Consider the following 17,883-nt stretch of genomic DNA (forward strand, 5'->3'; position numbering starts at 1 on the left):
CGCTTTAAAATGCGCAATACAATTGGCTTCACTACTAAATTCGACTCCAAAACTAAAAATATTCATACCCAATAATTTATCTATCAAACAAATATACAAAAATATGAGCAATTACGGATATACATATATTTTTTCATGAAAGACAAATTTAGGCTTTTGACCTTAAACACTTGGAGGAAAACTCCAAGTGTTTTTAATTTATCTGTTGCACTTATAACTTGAACTTACAATTTCTTAAAAATAAAAAAGCCACGATCGAAAAACCGCAGCTGATAAACTAGAACCAACGTAACTATTCTTTTAATAATCAAAATACCAATTGAATAAATCCGATCGAATACCAATAGTGAACCAGTTGGTGGTAGTTGACCTAATTACATCCGTTTGCACTTCGGGTTTAAAGCTTCGGTACATATAATTAGCAAATACTTTTAAATTGGTGGCCGGATTGACGAGATAACCCGCTTGCAAGTCAGCAATCACAATACTTGTTTTATTGCCTTGACCAATGCGAACCCCTTTATTAAAAGGCCGATTTTCATCATAATCTTTGTAAATGTTTCCACCGTAATTTAAACTGTCGGTTGCGGTGTCAAAATCCAGTCCGCGAATTCCGTAAGTCAATTTTGCATCGGCAAAATAACGTCCTTTATTGTATCGGGCAATGGCGATTAATTCGCGTGCATTTCCACCCCATGCATTTCCCATACTCTGGTTGTTGTGTCCATAATTGGTAATCGCTTCGCTGTGTGAATACACGTACGGGCGAACGTTATTGTATTCCACTTGCAGCAGTAAATTAGGAATTTGAAACGCATTGTAGTATTTAAGACCCACTTGATAGCCGTACTTATTTTTCCAACTTTGTTCTTGTGCTTTGATGTCTCCTAACGAAAATTCGTCGAGGATAAATTGTCCATAAAAGTTGATTTGGTTGTTAAACTTGTATTTGGTTGTCAAACCTAAAACGGCATTTCCGCTTCGTGAGGATGATGTAAATTCGACTGTTCTATAAAAAATAATTGGATTTATAAAATTAGCATCAAAACCTCTATCGTTCGAATTAGACCAAACCACCGATTCGAAAAAACCCAAGTTCCAACGTTTTGTAACATTCCAACTCAAATAATGGTTGGCCATAAATTTGGTTGCATAGGTTCGTTCGGAAGTCACTTCGTCCCGCACATCTTTAAGCCACATGTAGGTGTTTGTGTATTTAATTTTCCAAAAAGTGGTATTGATTTTAAAAAACGGGTAAGGACTTGCAGCATCACCAAAAAGCAAGGAACGGTAGCCGTCGCCAATAAAATTTCGTCCGTAACCCAATTGGAGGTTAATCATTTTACTGGGTGAAAATGTAATATTGGCATCAGCCGAAGGAAAGTCGAATGCATCGGTTTTAAATTCTTTGGCAATTCCGATTCCAGGAATAATGGCAGGATTTCCACCAGAAGGCCTGATGGATATGGCATATTGATTATAGTAGTCCGCAAATCGCCCTTGACTTTCAAAAACGGTTGTTGTAAAAACCAGTTTATCGCCCAAACCGGCTTGCACTTGAATGCCGCGGGTATTTTGATAGGTATAACTGATATCACTTGGCGAAGATTTCCCTACCCGAACATCAATCAATGGATTGAGAGTAAACCAGTAATCCTCGCCTTGAAATTGAAAAAAATGCTCGTTCCAGAGTTTTTTACCAAACCATTCATCTGTTTTTTTTACCAATTTTTGATGCACTGTATTAAAATCATAATACCGATTGACTTCATCGTATGCCAAAGGTTTCGAACCCGTGTGATTATTGCTTCCCACTTGATTTACTGCAGCGTCAAACTGAGCATAATAACTGTGTGTGAACGGAATGTTCAAACCCGAAGTATACATAGGATTGTCAAACTTTTTCGAAACAATACTGTCAAATTCGGTCAATATTTTGGTTCGATTGGCTTTTATAGAATCAGCTGTGGAATTGTATGCAGCTATCGTTTTTGCTTGTGGATTTTGTAGGGGAATTGCAATTTTTAAATTGAATTTTGCAAAAGCGGGTTTACCATTTTGCAACGCAGGTTTTACCTTTGGCAAGATTCCAAAAACTCTTTTGCATTCCGCTGCCAATTCGGGGTAAATGGCATCCACGTATTGGACCTTAAAAACACCAATCGTATCAACTTCAAAAAGCACATTTATAGTTCCTTTAAACTGATTTTGTACCACCAAATCGGGAACTTTAAAATTATCATACACAAACTGCTGAATCTTTTGATCAAAACATACTTGAAGAGCGAATTGATTTTGATTTTCACAATTCTCAAATTGGGGTGCAATTTTAAGTTCCTGTCCGTAAAACAAGATACCATTTAAAAAAAACAAAAAAAACAGTAATTTTTTCATAAATCTGCTAATAATGTGAACCCGATTCTTGACCAGAAGCAATGGCTTTTGCCGATGATGTGCCGATTCTTTTTACACCCAATTTTATCATTTCAACGGCTTCGTCATACGTTCGAACACCCCCAGCTGCTTTAACCGAAAGTGGCGAAGCATTCTCAAGCATCATAATAATAGCGGGAATTGTGGCGCCATTTGGCAAATTATTTTCTGTTCGATAAAAACCCGTAGATGATTTCACGAAGACTTGTTGGTACATTTCTTCTGGAAAATTAGTCAGTACAATGTTTTTAATCATCGAACAGATTTGAATGATTTGTTTATCGGTTAACGCGGCCGTTTCGATAATCCATTTTACGATTTTATGGTGCGACAAACCCAAATGTGTTCCTTGTAAAATTTCTGCTTTTACGGTTTCTAAATCGCCGTCTATAAAAGCCCGGTAATTGCATACAAAATCCAAATCGTCCGCTCCATCATCAACGGCTTTTTGGGCTTCCGTCAATTTATCGGCCAAAGAACTGGTTCCTTCTGGAAAACCAATCACAGTTCCGATCGTCAGTTTAGAGCGTGCTTGAACAATCATTTCTTTGGCAAGAGCTACATGATCCGGACGAATCATAACTAATTTAAAGCGATTCGTTATAGCTTCATCAATAAATGCGGTAACAATTTTCTTATTTTCCTCAAAATCCAAACCGGCTTGTTCGGCGGTTTTTAAATAAGTCGAATCTAAATAGTTGTTGATATCCATACTATAAAAGTAACAAAACAAACTGAAGTTTTGGTCGTAACGGGTTAGTTAAATTGTGAAGATTTACTTTTTATTTTACTGCAAATAAAAATTACGACAACGGCTATAAAAGCGCCAAAAGTGTTGGCAACAACGTCTTCAATATCGGAGCTTCTGGTCTCTGTAAACCATCCTTGAAACAATTCGATTACTACTCCAAAAAAAAATGAAAACAAGAAAGCTTTTAATAAAGCATACTTGTTTTCATTTCTATAGGTAGTTTTCCAAAACAGAAACCACGTGATGGTGATTCCGAAATGAAAAGTGAGGTGCCCAATTTTATCAAATTTAAAGACACTCACCGAGGGTAAACTTTCTGAACTTGCCAAACATAAATAGGCTACTAATCCTGTCCAAAAAACAGTTAGCACTTGAATAGTTCGTTTATGCTCCAATAAGTTCTTTGTAAGCTTCACTCGAAAGTAGGTCGTTAAAATCATTTACATTCGAAACTTTTATTTTAATCATCCAGCCAGAACCATAAGGATCTGAATTTACTTTTTCTGGATCGCTTTCTAGAGAGTCATTGAATTCGATGATTTCACCAGCTATTGGTAAAAATAAATCAGAAACTGTTTTTACTGCTTCTACTGTCCCGAAAACCTCATCTTTTTCTAAAGTTTGATCCAGTGTTTCTACTTCTACGTAAACGATGTCACCCAATTCGCTTTGTGCAAAATCTGTGATTCCTACCGTGGCGATATCGCCGTCGATGCTTACCCATTCGTGGTCTTTTGTGTATTTTAATTCCGCTGGAATATTCATAATGTTGTTGTTTTAGTTTATGATAGCAAATGTATCATATACAATGATATTATTAAAATCTTTTGTGTTGTATTTCGAATTAATTTCCAAAATTATAACGCATCGTAAATCCAGTTCGTATGGTTGTAATTGGGAAGGCTGTAGAAATAACGGCTTTCGAGAATGAATGGTCGTAAAAGAAAATCGCTGTCAAATTTTTACTAAACGAATAATCGGCGGTTAATCGAAGTGACCATTGATTTTGACCCCCTGCCAATTGGTTATTGTCGTAATCCAAATACCGCACGATGGTTTGGCTTTGACGCAAGGTAAAATCAGCTTTGATATTAATGTCGCTCTTTATCACACCCATTGGATTATCGGCTAAAGCGGAATTAAAAATTACATCTTTAATTCGATATCCCACTCCTAAAACGTAATCCAATCCTTTGACTTCTGTCAATAAGTTGTTATCAAAACTCATTGACAAGGCGCGGTCTTTTTTCATTTCCGCCACGAATTTAAACGAATTTTTCATCTCCATCTCAAACTTGACCAACGGATTGAACTGCTCTACTAAGTTGACGTTAGAAATCAATAATCTATTAGGCAAATTACCCGACTGATCTGGAACCGTTGGGGCAAGATCATAGTCTAAATTTGATCGGAACGCGTTGACCGTATAAGAAGCTTTGTAGGCGTGTCGAATGGAGAACCTTCGAAAATTATCTTTAAAAAACTGGTAGCGCATCAACCCGGTGTATTGAATAGTCCAGTTTGGAATTGGTATATTTCGAAACGCACCTAACGAAACCCCTCCAGCATCGCCACTCGTGTAAGCCGCTAAAAACGAAGGCAATAATACTGCTTGACTGTTTTTTCCAAAACCGATTGGGTAACCTTCTGAATCCCGTAAAAATGTGTTGTTTCCATAAAAATTCTGTGCCAAACGATCGGCAACAATCAATCGATTGCTTCTAAAAGCATCAAATGCAGCAGATCCCATCTCGTCACTTCTACCAAAGGCAGTACCAATCATTAACGTCGATATCGAAAAATTTCCTGAATTATAGGGTGCTCGTGATTGGTATTCGCCATTCAAAACATCAAATTGCTCTGAAAAATTATCAATATAACTTCTATTGGCTACCAAATCAATTTTGAAATCCGGAAACAAATCCACGTTGGCCGTCATGTCCAAATTACGGGTTACCACTTCGGTATAATTTTGATTGAAATTAGGATAATTGGTCAAATAACCGCTTCGTGCCATATCGTATCGGATGTCTTCTTGGTTACCAAAAACAAATCCTAAACCGGGTCTTGTAGTTCCGAAAACGCCAATTCCAGGAGTATATCCAGGCAAAACTGTTCCGCCTGTTTCGGCATAGTTTATTTGAATGTTCTTGATGCTGGTGAGTACTCCAATTAACCCATTCATGAAAACATTTCCTTCGGTTGCGGTTTTATTTCGTCGGTTATCAATTCGTTCGCCTGGTTTTGGTGGCCCTTGCGTTCCGGGTCGTGTGGCGGGTTTTGCTGTTTTTTTAACAAGACCAATATATTTGTAAAACAAATCCATATTTAAAGCCGTGTTCAATCGATGAGCACCATTATTCTGAATGGTATTTCCAAGATTGAAAACCTCGAACGTACCATCTGGATTTTCAACTTCAAATTCCGATTCGGCAATCGAAGCCCGTTGCCAATTGAAATCGCCCGTGTATGTGTATGTTGATTTTAGAAAACTCAAAAACGGCAGTTTACTCAAAGGCAATTCATAATTTACTGTAATTTGCTGGTTGTGTGTATTGGCTTGACCAAAATTCCAGTAATCTTGCCAAACGGTAAACGAGTCAATCGTAAATCCATCATCGTCCAGATAGTTCCGAACAATATTACTCGTTGCTGCAGTATAATTTATTTTCAACGTTTTAGTCAAATCATAATTAAACCCGTATTGGTAATTCAGCAAATAATTTCTTCGGTACAAAGCATCAAGCGGAATTCCTTCAACTTCCACTTGTCGAAATTGTTGGCGGTTGTATTGACGCAAAATATTGGTACTGAAATTAATGTTAGACGGTAAATAATTAAAATTAAAGTCGCTCAACAATTTCCAGTACGAACTCTTTTTCATGAATTTCGTTTTCTTAAAGGGCTCGATTGCTTTTGGTTGAAATGTAAACGTATAATCTACACCCGAACGCACTTGCTGATCCACATAGTCTTCGATTTCGTAATCGTGCCGTTGAATTTCGTTAAATGAATAATTGAACGTAAAGTTTTCAATATCGTAAACCTGTGGCTTTTGTTCGGCTCCTCGGTCTTTTCGGACGCCAATAAAGTTGATACTTTGTGTTTTGGTATAATCAATTGCACGATTTCTGATGTTGTCCTTTTCGGCCTGATTCTCCGTTACTTCAATCAATTGTTGCAATCGGATGTCTTGATTAAATGGATCGTATTCGGGTGTTATAATTTCTTCACCCGTAGAAAAATTAAATGGTACATTGATTCCCCATTTACTTGGCAACAATTTACCCAAATTCAAATTAGTCACAATGTTATATTGCTGCACATCTTCTCGACTTCTTTCGTTGGGTCCGTCTTCCAAAGCACCAAAACCAATCGTACTCATTCTTCCGGTAGCTGAAATGGTAGCCAAATCAGCAAAGTTGGTATCCAGACTCAGAATCGCTGCCATACCGCCTTTATTGTCCATTCCTCCGAGTCGAAGTTCGTTAAACCAAACCTCTCCTTTTATTTTTCGCGCTGGCAAATCTAAGGGTACTTTACCTGTATTATTTCGGAGTCCCACCATTAACGTTCGAACCTGACCAAAATTTGGATTTCCCTTAATACTGATTTTTATACGACTGTTGGAAGCATCAATGTTAGGGTCAATTTCGTAGTCAAATTTCGAAAACACACCTTGATCTGTAAGTTCACTAGGTTGAGCACTCATTGCTAAAATTTTCATTTTGGTCAATAAATCCAGAGGCAAATCGAGGTTGTTTTCTGCGGGCCAAATTTTCTCGGGAGTATTGGCATCATTTTGCGGAGTGACTTTCAACGGTAATTCTACTTCGTAATAATTTTGTGTATAATCATTTCCAAAACGCAGGAATGCCGCCATCTCTCCGTCTTTCAATATCTCGGCTGGGTTTTCAAGTTCATTAACAAATGATTCTGCGTGCAAAAACATTTTTAATTTTTTAAACTGACGCATGTCGATGCTGATGTTTTTGAAAATCGCTCGAGACTCGTTTTGTGCTAAACCTTCGGCTCCTGAAACACGAAGCGACAACGATTGCTCATTTTGATTGATGACCGTATTGTTATTGAACAATTGTTCCCGCACCACGCCTGGAGGGGTTTGATACTGTATTGGCAGTCTATCGGCATTTTCTTGAATGTTTACCGACAATACATCTAAGGTAGTTGGATCTGGAGAAGGCAGCGGGTTTCCTGTTTCAGGTGAATTGGTGTAACGCCGCCATTCACCCCGCACCAAATCTAGGGTACCGAAACGCAAAGTAATTTCGCTTGAAAATCCGGTCATGAACATTCTCATAAAACGAATCGATTTAAAATCTTCCAAAGGTCCAATAGTGTTTAAATCGTTCACATCTTGAATTGGAATTTTAAATTGAACCCATTTTGCAGGAACAGTCGAGCCTGCACCTCCCGGAATCAATCCCTCTGTATTTCGAATATCGGTAATATAATTTTGACCTACCGTTGATAAGGCAGTTGGCGAAATATCGATACTGTATTGATAATACGCATCAATGGTATTCATGGTATTGTCGCGGTTCAAATCTTCTGCGTCAGGCAATGTGGTATTTCCACGAGTATTATTGGTTACTTCAACTGGGGAATTTCGTTCTAAACCGTTATAATTTTTATACCGTTCCAATAAATTACCTGTCGCATCTAGATAAAACTCATAATTATCAGCAGCGGGATCGGGCAAACCAGCGAAGCTTTCGGCACCAGGCAAAAGCGCTTCGGCAGCATCGCCAATTCCGTCTAATCCAACATCTTGAGCCGCTCGATTTTCGTTACTGGTGTCAAATGCATAAATCAACGATTGCGAAGAGGGAATTCGACCCCAAACCGATGGGGAAGTATTTTGTAACGAATTTGCTTCAGGTAGTCCGTTTTCGTATTGCTTTTTTCCGTCTTTCAAAATGTCTTCAGAAATTTCTCCCAAATTGAAAAACAACTTTCCGCCATTTGTAGGCACTACTTCATTATTCTCGTACGGATTGAGCATCCAAAACTGAATGTACTCGACATTTCCTTGTTCAAAATTGGTGGAACTAATGGACCGCATGATGCCACCAAAATTTTCTTCTGGATTGGGAAGTGTATTTCCGTTTGCTGACGGATTATAATTGTACGGCCCACGTTCAGTTGGATAGTACGATAAATCCAACGTGTTGATAACTGTTGGCTGGCCATCGGGAACATCAGTAACTGGAAACAACTCACGGAGGTAAATTCGTCTTGTCTTGTTGAAAGACATATCGGCATCGGTAATTGCCTCTGGACGTTGATTGGTATAAAATATCGGATCGACGGTGTACCAAGCAAGTTTTGCTCTTTTGTAACCGTATTTTAGTGGTTCGGCACCACCTACAACTCCCAAATAATCCCCAAAAAAGTCCGGATTTGAATTTCCTTTTCTAGAAGGGACCGACGACAAACTCCACGCGGTAGCCGATCGCATATCGATGGAAGTTTGCGAACCTTCAAAATCATCTACATAAATAGTGGCTTCTCCTTCAAACCGATCTGCTTTTGGAGCGTCGGGTTTCAAGAAAGCCACCTCTCCTCTAACGGATAAATTAGAAGGAACATCGGTGTCCAGATTGGGTAATTTATTTACCATTCGGGTTAGAAACGGTAATTCGGTAGCATAATTGGTATTTAATCCAAAAATGGTATTGTTAACGGATTCTTGTCCAAAACTGGATTTTTGAGTAAAAGGCTGTTCCGACATTCTAAGGAGCGTTCCGCCTAAAACAAATTTATCTGAAAATTTGTGCTCGACATTAACCCCAAAGAAACGGCGTGTTTGCTGTCCAAAAACAGAATTATTTTCCAATGAAATTTCAATTGGTGTATTGGAAGCTTGTAAGGCAGGATCTAAAATTTGAACCGTACCCCGTTCATAATTTACAACGTAATCAATACCTTCTGCTAAAATCCGACCTCCAGCACTAACCGTTACAGAACCTCGAGGGACATTAAATGCTCCAAGCGAATATCCGTCGCCCCCCGTTGATTTAAACCTACCTTTAAGTTGAAATTTATTTTTTTCACTGTCTTGCAAAGCGATGGCTTGCGAATTGCTATACAAAGTGCGGAAAACGTATTTTGCTTGGTTGGCATTGTAGGTTGCAGGATCATTATAATCGCCGATACCCGACTCTGGATTTTGAAGTTTTTTAAATAAATGCGATCCAAAAGGTTCAACCGTTGTAAAAATAATCCGACCGTTTTGTGTATCTACGGTTAAACCCGGAATGAAATCGAAAAAACCATCTCCTTGTCGGCCGTTTTCAGGGTCATTGGTGAAATTCAAAGCATCTAAATTAAATACTTTCAAAAGTGGCGTTTCGCTCACATCTGCAGGAAGGGGTGCCGCTGGCTGACCCAAACTCGGAGCGGCTTGTGTAATATAGTTTAAAGGTGAAGGATCGCTGTACAAAATATTAAAACGAAAATCTTCTTGTTCCAATTGACCTCCAGGAGAAATTTGATAGATATTTTTCATCATCAAATTCCAGATTGGGCGAGTCACATTCGTAGTTGGATTTTGAACTGTAGTCAAACTGCTTTTAAGCATTTTCAAAATCAAACTGTTTGTTTCAATTACTTGGTTTTCAGGTTGATCTCCTGTAACTGTTGTAGATTCTGGACCTCCGTTGGCAAATTCACCTACTTGATACACTTCACTACCAATAGTATATTGAAAAGCTACCGCTAAAACTTCGTCGTTAGCCAGTCGTTGTTGTAACGAAATATATCCCAATTGCGGATGAAAAGTATATTCGTTAGGTGCTAATTTTCGGGCGTTTTCTAACTTGGCAAAATCCTGACCTTCAAAAACTTCGGCTGATCCTACGTCAAACGATGATTTGCCTGTAGTTTCGATTTGTCTAATGCTGGAATTCAAAAAACCACCGTTGCCAATAAGAGCGGGGTTGAATTTATTATTTCGGTTGTCCACTGGCGAATTTGTAGGATTCAAGAAAAAACCTTGTGGAATTATAGGGCCCAGATTGACAATTTGATTGTCGTTAAAACCAGTAAGTTGAGCTTCACCCAAATCTTGCAAAGCAACAATGTTTCGTAAATTATTATCCGTGGTGCTGACTCTGTTTTGACGGTTGGTGACCCATACTTCCATTCGAGTAATTTGGACACGGCTGTCAATTACGGGATATTTGCTTAAGGAGCGATCGTATAAATTTCGGAAGTATTGGGCCAAGAAAAAGTGTCTGTCGGCATCGTAATCTTGTGCAAACAAATCAAATTCCTGAACGGTTCCGCCGCCTTGTGCAGTAACCGATCTCGTTTGTGATTTTTGTTCCGAAAAAATAGCAGTTACGGTTGTTTTTCCAAATTGCAATTGTGTTTTGACACCAAACAAACTTTGAGCGCCACGAATCAAGGAACTGTTGAGGGGTAGACTTACGTTTCCGACTTCAATTTTTTGTAAAATATCGTCTTCAGTTGGTGCATATTCCAACTTGATTAAATTTTGAAATGCGAAAGTCGATTCTGTATCGTAATTTACATTGACATTCAACCTCGTTCCCACTTTACCCAATAAACTTACGCTAATTCGTTGATCAAAATCAAAGGTTGTTATAGCGCGATTTCGGGGAGAAAAAGAGGGGTTATCTTGTTTGGTATAACGAAGACCAAGATCCATTTCTGCCGAACCGGTGGGTTTTACATCGATGGTATTACTACCAAAAATGGTTTCAAAAAAACTATTATTTACATAAAAACGAGGTAATAAATCTTTTTTAGCTTCTTCCGAACCCAATTTTTTTCCATCAATTGCATTGGCTTTTTCTTGAAAATATTTCCGCATGGATTCTTTCAAGACCAAAGCTTCGAATTCTTTTGGAGTGAGTATGGCAGGATAGGTGATGTTGAATTCACCTACTTTAGAATTATAAATATACCGATCCGTAATCGGGTCGTAGGTGTAAGCCGAAACAACCGAAGGTGGATTTTGGATCTCAATTTTTCCAGTATTATATCCTTTAATCGTATCCGTAACAGGCTCTTGTTCTTCCGGATCTACTTGAGCATGAAGGTCGAAGGCGAAAAAGAAAACCAACAGCAACCCGCCCATTTTAAGCAGTGACCCGCTACTTTTTATAAAAAATGTTTTCAAAAACTATAAATTTTTTAAAGCTTGTTTGATAATAAATTCAACTGTGCCATCGGGATTTTCTCTTGCAATTTTCTCCACCACTTTTTCTGCCGTTTTCCGAATAAAGCCAAGAACTTCTAGTGCAGATAACGCTTCATCCTTATTTGTATTGTTTTGCACTAATGAAACTTCCTCTAAATCGTATAACTTTAACACCTTATCTTTCAATTCGATGATTACACGTTGTGCCGTTTTGGTTCCAATTCCTTTTATTGACTGAATCGTGGCGAAATCTCCTACCGCAATGGCTTGAATAATTTGTTTTGGTTCTAGTGAAGACAACATCGTTCGGGCAATACTCGCTCCAATTCCAGAAACGGTTAGCATCATTTTGAATATCTCTCTTTCTGTTTTTTCTACAAACCCAAATAAAGTATGTGCGTCTTCCTTAATTTGAACATAGGTATAGAGTTTGATAAAATCAGTTTTAGGCAGTAAAGAATAGGTATGTAAGGAGATATTGATGTGATAACCCACGCCACTGCAATCAACAACTACTTCGGTTGGTGTTTTCTCCACTAATTTTCCCTGAATATGTGCAATCATAATTGTTAAGTTATTGCCAAATGTAACAAAAATCTTGAACTAAAGAACTTGAAATTTAAACAATTAAAAATTAGCTTAAACTCCGAATCGCATTTTTGCGTTTTCCTTTCTCTTGAGCGTCTACCACGGCAACGGCAGCCATATTTACCATTTCCTCTACACTCGCTCCGAGTTGAAAAATATGTACAGGCTTGTCCATTCCTAAAATAATTGGACCGATGGAGTCCGTGTTGTACAATTCTTTAAGTAATTTGTACGTAATATTTGCCGATTCGAGATTGGGAAATATCAACGTATTTACCTTTTTGCCAGCTAACTTCGAAAACGGAAATTTCTTGAGATGCATTTCGGGATTCAATGCAAAATCCGCTTGGATTTCTCCATCTACTATTAAATCGGGATAATATTTATGCAAGTAAGTCACCGCTTCTCGAATTTTATGCACGTTTGGGCTGTCAGATGACCCAAAATTGGAGTAGGAAACCATTGCCATAACGGGTTCCATTCCGAACATTTTGACGGTTTTTGCCGTCATTAAAGCAATTTTTGCCAAATCATCTGCTGATGGATTGGGGTTAATGGCGGTATCGGACAGGAACATCGGACCTCTGTTGGTCATCATGACGTTTGCCGTAGCAAATAATGAAATACCCGGTGCTTTATCAATCAACTGCATCATCGGCTTAATTACCGATGGATAACTTCTCGAATATCCCGTAACTAAACCGTCTGCATCTCCGCGATTGACCATCATTGCGGCAAAATAATTTCGTTCCCTCATCCATTTTTGAGCATCCAATAACGAAATTCCTCTTCGGCGTCTGGTTTTCCAAAAAATATCGGCATATTGCAACCGTCGTGCATCTTCTTCAGGTTTTTTTGGATCAAAAATGGGCACATCGGCATCAAAACCAAGTTCTTCTTTTAATTCTAAGATCACTTCTCGATCGCCTAGCAAAATCGGATGACCAATACCCTCTTCCATTACAATTTGAGCCGCTTTCAAAACGTCCAAATGATCGGCTTCGGCAAAAACGATTCGCTTGGGGTCGCTTTTAGCGCGATTGGTAAGTAACCGAACCATTTTATTATCCGAGCCCAAACGCTCGAGCAATTCGTGTTCGTATTTGTCCCAATCGAGAATTGGATGTGTGGCCACGCCTGATTCCATAGCTGCCTTGGCAACCGCTGGAGCCACTACTGTAATTAATCGAGGATCAAATGGTTTGGGGATAATATACTCGCGACCAAAATTTAATTTTTTTTCACCGTAGGCAATATTTACTTGTTCCGGCACCGATTCCTTGGCCAAAGAAGCCAAGGCACGAACCGCTGCCATTTTCATTTCTTCGTTAATTTTTGTTGCCCGAACGTCTAAAGCTCCTCTAAAAATATAAGGAAAACCCAGTACGTTATTAACTTGATTTGGATGATCCGAGCGGCCAGTAGCCATAATAATGTCTTTTCTGGTGGCAATAGCCAAGTCGTAATCAATTTCTGGAACTGGATTTGCCATTGCAAAAACAATGGGATCATTAGCCATCTCCATCAACATAGCAGGCGTTAGAATATTTCCAGCCGAAAGTCCTAAAAAAACATCGGCTCCTTTTAATGCTTCGTGCAAGTTTTCGTAATTGATTTCGGAGGCGTAACGTTGTTGCAATTCTGACAAGTCCGTTCGGATTTTATTTAGTAATCCGTCTTTGTCAAACATTACAATATTTTCAACTCGAACACCTAAAAGAACGTACAAATTGGCGCAAGCTAAAGCAGCAGAACCTGCTCCTGAAATGACAACTTTTACTTCTTCAAGGGTTTTTCCGGCAAGTTCAAGTGCATTAAGCAATGCGGCCGATGAGATAATTGCCGTTCCGTGTTGGTCGTCGTGCATTACAGGAATATTCAATTCCTCTTTCAATCGACGTTCAATTTCGAAAGATTCGGGTGCTTTAATGTCTTCGAGATTGATTCCTCCAAAAGTGGGTGAGATGTTTTTTACGGTTTCTACAAAAGCATCAATGTCTTTACAATCAATTTCGATGTCAAATACATCAATATCGGCAAAAATTTTGAACAACAAGGCTTTTCCTTCCATCACGGGTTTTGATGCTTCTGGACCAATATCGCCCAATCCTAAAACAGCAGTTCCGTTGGTAATTACGGCAACTAAATTTCCTTTGGCAGTGTATTTGTAAACATTGTTTACATCTTTGGCAATTTCTAAACAAGGCTCGGCAACGCCTGGCGAGTATGCCAAGGATAAATCCCTTTGGGTTGCGTATTTTTTAGTTGGGATAACCTGAATTTTTCCAGGTGTAGGTTTGGCGTGGTACAATAAGGCCTCTCTTCTTTTGGTATTTCGTTCCATGAATTTGTAAATATATATGTATCAGATTTCAGCTGTATCGTGAAAACGACTTTGCCTTTTTATCAGACCTACAAAGGTAAAAGACTGGTTGTAAATAAGAAATTTTTAACCTATTAGTTTTGTTAAGATTTTAGGAAAAGATATTTTTATGTAAAGCGTTTGGGACAAAGAAGTTAAAATCATATTGCCGAAAGCTTAATTCTTATAATGTATACCGCTTATACTATTGACCTATTTGCGCAAACAAAAAATTCTACTTATACTATATTTCAGATTTTTAATAAAAAATCTCTTTTTTCAAATTGTAAAACGGTCTATAATTATGATCCTTGAGAGGAAAAAATAAAAAAAACCGCCTCAGTTTTGTGAGACGGTTTCCTTTACTAAACAAACTTAAATTAAAAAATTAAAAACCTAATCCGAGCGCCATTGCCGTTGCATTTATATTAAAATCAGCAGTCTTTGTTGCAGCTCCAGTTGTAAGATTAAAACTATAAACAGCTGTTGTATTATTGACTTTTAATAATCCAAAAGCCCTATTACTATTTCCGCCAATATCAAATCCATTTTCAGCATCAAAATTTATCCCAAGTGCTCCAACAGGAACTAAAGTACCGTCATTTGGTGGAATTTGTTTGTACATCATATTCGTTTGTGAATCCAGGACATACAAAGTTGTTGCTGTGGACATTGCAAAATTATTGTCATAAGCCGCTGCGTTTACATTTGGCGAACCTGGATTTAAAGACCCATCAGTAAAAACCACTGTTCCCAAATCAGGATGCAATCTTAAATTTTGTCCGGTATTGCTTACTAATCGGATGCGATCTACCGTTGGATTAAAATCAAAACCAAAGTAAATCCCTGATAATGAGATAATTAATCCAGAGCCAATTGGTGTAACCTGACCGTTAGCGGTATTGACTGTTAATAATCTACTCTGATTTGATATGGCATACAGCGCTCCATTTGCTGGTCGGAAATCTAGACCTACGATTGTTTCTCCATTCATCAAACCCATCAAATCTACTGGATTCATCGTAGGACTCATTGGATTAAAACGGTACAATTTATTATCAGCAGAGGTTGCAAAAGCCACCGGGTTTGTTTTGATGGCTAGACTTTTTACCATCATTCCAAAAGTTCCCACCCATAGAGCTTTACCGCTATCTAAATTAATGGTATATAATCTTGAATCGGTATCGTTTTTAACTACGGCAAGAGCAACACTGTTGTCGGCCATAATGTCAAATCCTCCCATTCCCATAAAATCGACGGTCAAATCGCCCACTTCTTGAAGTCCGCCGTCATTTGGTGGCGTTTGAACATACAATTTATCTGTTGCAAAATCAATATCATATAACATTGTAGTGGTTGCTCCAGCCATACTGTTGGTATATGCTACAGCTCCAAATTTAGGGTTAGAACCACCATTGATGGTTCCGTCAGTAGCTAAAACAGTTCCTAATTCTGGGTGTAAACGTAAATTTTGTCCTGAATCAGTTACAAGACGAATTCGGTCCACTGTTGGGTTAAAGTCTATGGAAGCATTTTGGGATGTAATCATGGGGTCAAAAGAGGCTGAACCAAGAGCTGTAGCCAAACCGGATTGTTCGTTAATAATATACAATCTGCTTGTTGAACCCAGGGCATACAATTGTCCGGTAGCTGGACGGTAATCAATACTTAAAATAGTTTCAGAAGCTTGTAAACCTGTAATGGTAAGTGTTGAAATTGGCGAACTTAAATTTTGTGCATTGTAATACACAACTTTATTATCGATTGTTAATGCTGTAAAATTAGCATTTGGTGCTGTTCCAGGTTGTTCTACAATCGGCCCTGATACTTTGTCGTCGTCACTGCATGATAAAACTGATAGCGACAATGTCGTTAATAAAAAGAACGACAAATTCTTGATGTTCAAAAATGATTTTCTCATAATTTTAATTTTTATTGATTTATTACATTTACGAGAAACTCCTTTTTTTGGTTTTTAAATTTGTTCGAAAAAGAGTGTTTTAAGGTTTTATTGGTTTATTATAAAATAAATAAAACAGAAATCGATTTAAAACGATCTTGTCAGGGTACCTTTTTTTTAAATAAGAGATTCAAATCAAAAGTAAATTCCCATAAAATATGCATACACGATTATGCACTAACTTCAGAAAACAAAAACACTACAAGTTGTTGCATTTTCTTATAGAATAAATTAAAAAATGTGCGAATGGGCATTTTATAGTATGAACCGACTACACTTTTCTTGTGAAATAAATTTTAATCAAATCAATTTACAATTCTAAATGAACAACTCTATCCAACAAATTTCTGTTTTTATGATTACAGATCTTTACCATAAGAATATTTTTAAAAAACTTAAAAAATTGAACTTCATAAGGTGATGATAAGATATACAACTTGTTGCACTAAGCCTATTAAATTTTGCTTTTCTCGCAATTTGTTATGCAAATACAGCGCCTTTTTATGGCCTGCTATTAGTTCTATTAAATCAATTTTTTTAGTAAAAAGGTTCTTATTGAAGCACTTTCCTTATAATATCATTATAAAAATCAGTGATTGATTCTTTAGCAGACAAGTTCGTTATAGTTTTAAAATGATCTTTTAAAAAATTTTGATGCAAATTACCATCTATAATGGAAGAAGCTAATGTTTTTGCATAGGGATAATTGGGATTGACTTCTTCAATCATTGCAATGACCCTGTGTGTTATTCGGAGGTAAACAAGAAAATATCCCTCTTGATTTTCATGATCGACTTCCTTAGTAAAAAGGGTTTTATTGAACTCTGAGACAATAATTCTACTTAAAATAGATTCGTCGATGTGAGGTGTTTTTGGGTCATCTTTGATAACTTGAGTAATTACATTGATGGCTTTTTCTAATTTTTCCAAAGGATCGACAACATTAGTCGTTGCAATTACTAGATTGTATTCTGTCCATGACCAATACCATGTAGATAAGTAAATCAATAATTTGTGTTTACTCTCAAAATAGCGATAAATTGAACTTTCACTGGAGTTGATAATGGCCCCTAACTTTTTAAAAGTAAAGGCTTCAAAACCAATTTCATCAATTAATATAATCCCGTTTTTGATAATATTTTTTCCTAATTCCGATGTTTCAGGATCCTTAAGATAGAGTTTATCGCTTATGATTATTTTGAAATTAGTAAGTAAACTTGACATAATCGCACATTTAAATGCAAATATAAAAGTAATACTTTCAGAAAGAATCATTGAATTCAAAAAATATTAATTAAAAAAGTCTATCTACAAATTTGCAGATAGACTTTTAGCAACAATTCATCAACCCACCCAAATAATATCTTTCAATTTAAACCATTTCGCCTTTTGTTAAGGCATAGATACCCAATAATTTTATTCGCTTCTTTTTCTTCCATCTCTTTTAAAATTGGATATTTTTTCTTTGATTAAGAAGCAGGTGCAAAAGGCAATGCTGACTTGTGCACGATAATTCTTAGTTTACCATCTTTCCCTTTTCTAAAAACCCAGGTTTTATCTACTTTTACTTCTTTGCCATTTTTATCGGTTACCCAAAC

Annotated in this window: 9 protein-coding genes; all 9 read right to left on the minus strand. The window is 37.4% G+C overall.

All coding sequences use genetic code 11. From position 1 onward, the window contains the following. Nucleotides 1-300 precede the first annotated feature (300 nt). The 9 genes from ACIQ2X_RS05650 to ACIQ2X_RS05690 all read right to left on the minus strand — a co-directional run bounded on the left by ACIQ2X_RS05650 (nt 301) and on the right by ACIQ2X_RS05690 (nt 17,509). Nucleotides 301-2,394 (minus strand): gliding motility protein RemB, encoded by a 2,094-nt coding sequence (locus ACIQ2X_RS05650; protein WP_396177947.1) that lies wholly within the window; start codon nt 2,392-2,394, stop codon nt 301-303. Between the two features lie 7 nt (nt 2,395-2,401). After that, the gene (deoC, locus tag ACIQ2X_RS05655; RefSeq protein WP_396177948.1) at nt 2,402-3,145 is read right to left on the minus strand and encodes a deoxyribose-phosphate aldolase; all 744 of its coding nucleotides are present in this window, start codon (nt 3,143-3,145) and stop codon (nt 2,402-2,404) included. Between the two features lie 44 nt (nt 3,146-3,189). Then, nucleotides 3,190-3,579 carry a VanZ family protein gene (locus tag ACIQ2X_RS05660; protein WP_396177949.1) on the minus strand — a complete coding sequence of 130 codons (390 nt, stop codon included), beginning with the start codon at nt 3,577-3,579 and terminating at the stop codon, nt 3,190-3,192. Then, the gene (gene gcvH, locus ACIQ2X_RS05665; protein ID WP_396177950.1) at nt 3,569-3,949 is read right to left on the minus strand and encodes a glycine cleavage system protein GcvH; all 381 of its coding nucleotides are present in this window, start codon (nt 3,947-3,949) and stop codon (nt 3,569-3,571) included. The genes ACIQ2X_RS05660 and gcvH overlap by 11 nt, the downstream gene beginning before the upstream one ends. Nucleotides 3,950-4,028: 79 nt before the next feature. Beyond that, nucleotides 4,029-11,312, minus strand: a complete 7,284-nt coding sequence (gene sprA / locus ACIQ2X_RS05670; protein ID WP_396177955.1) for a cell surface protein SprA — start codon at nt 11,310-11,312, stop codon at nt 4,029-4,031. A 45-nt stretch (nt 11,313-11,357) separates the two neighbouring features. Next, the gene (ruvA, locus tag ACIQ2X_RS05675; RefSeq protein ID WP_396177951.1) at nt 11,358-11,939 is read right to left on the minus strand and encodes a Holliday junction branch migration protein RuvA; all 582 of its coding nucleotides are present in this window, start codon (nt 11,937-11,939) and stop codon (nt 11,358-11,360) included. A 70-nt stretch (nt 11,940-12,009) separates the two neighbouring features. Next, nucleotides 12,010-14,307 (minus strand): NADP-dependent malic enzyme, encoded by a 2,298-nt coding sequence (locus ACIQ2X_RS05680; RefSeq protein WP_396177952.1) that lies wholly within the window; start codon nt 14,305-14,307, stop codon nt 12,010-12,012. A 406-nt stretch (nt 14,308-14,713) separates the two neighbouring features. Continuing rightward, a complete protein-coding gene (locus ACIQ2X_RS05685; protein WP_396177953.1) occupies nt 14,714-16,246 on the minus strand; it encodes a DUF4394 domain-containing protein in 1,533 nt (510 codons plus the stop codon). A gap of 591 nt (nt 16,247-16,837) precedes the next feature. Next, complete coding sequence (locus ACIQ2X_RS05690) at nt 16,838-17,509, minus strand: TetR/AcrR family transcriptional regulator (protein WP_396177954.1); 672 nt, start codon at nt 17,507-17,509, stop codon at nt 16,838-16,840. Nucleotides 17,510-17,883: the final 374 nt, after the last annotated feature.

This window comes from Flavobacterium sp. (genome assembly GCF_044368625.1).
In the GTDB taxonomy this organism is placed as follows: domain Bacteria; phylum Bacteroidota; class Bacteroidia; order Flavobacteriales; family Flavobacteriaceae; genus Flavobacterium.

What these genes read in the sequence shown, in the direction of transcription:
- ACIQ2X_RS05650 (WP_396177947.1), bottom strand. Translation starts at nt 2,394, where the DNA reads ATGAAAAAATTACTGTTTTTTTTGTTTTTTTTAAATGGTATCTTGTTT.
- deoC (WP_396177948.1), bottom strand. Translation starts at nt 3,145, where the DNA reads ATGGATATCAACAACTATTTAGATTCGACTTATTTAAAAACCGCCGAA.
- gcvH (WP_396177950.1), bottom strand. Translation starts at nt 3,949, where the DNA reads ATGAATATTCCAGCGGAATTAAAATACACAAAAGACCACGAATGGGTA.
- sprA (WP_396177955.1), bottom strand. Translation starts at nt 11,312, where the DNA reads ATGGGCGGGTTGCTGTTGGTTTTCTTTTTCGCCTTCGACCTTCATGCT.
- ruvA (WP_396177951.1), bottom strand. Translation starts at nt 11,939, where the DNA reads ATGATTGCACATATTCAGGGAAAATTAGTGGAGAAAACACCAACCGAA.
- ACIQ2X_RS05680 (WP_396177952.1), bottom strand. Translation starts at nt 14,307, where the DNA reads ATGGAACGAAATACCAAAAGAAGAGAGGCCTTATTGTACCACGCCAAA.
- ACIQ2X_RS05685 (WP_396177953.1), bottom strand. Translation starts at nt 16,246, where the DNA reads ATGAGAAAATCATTTTTGAACATCAAGAATTTGTCGTTCTTTTTATTA.
- ACIQ2X_RS05690 (WP_396177954.1), bottom strand. Translation starts at nt 17,509, where the DNA reads ATGTCAAGTTTACTTACTAATTTCAAAATAATCATAAGCGATAAACTC.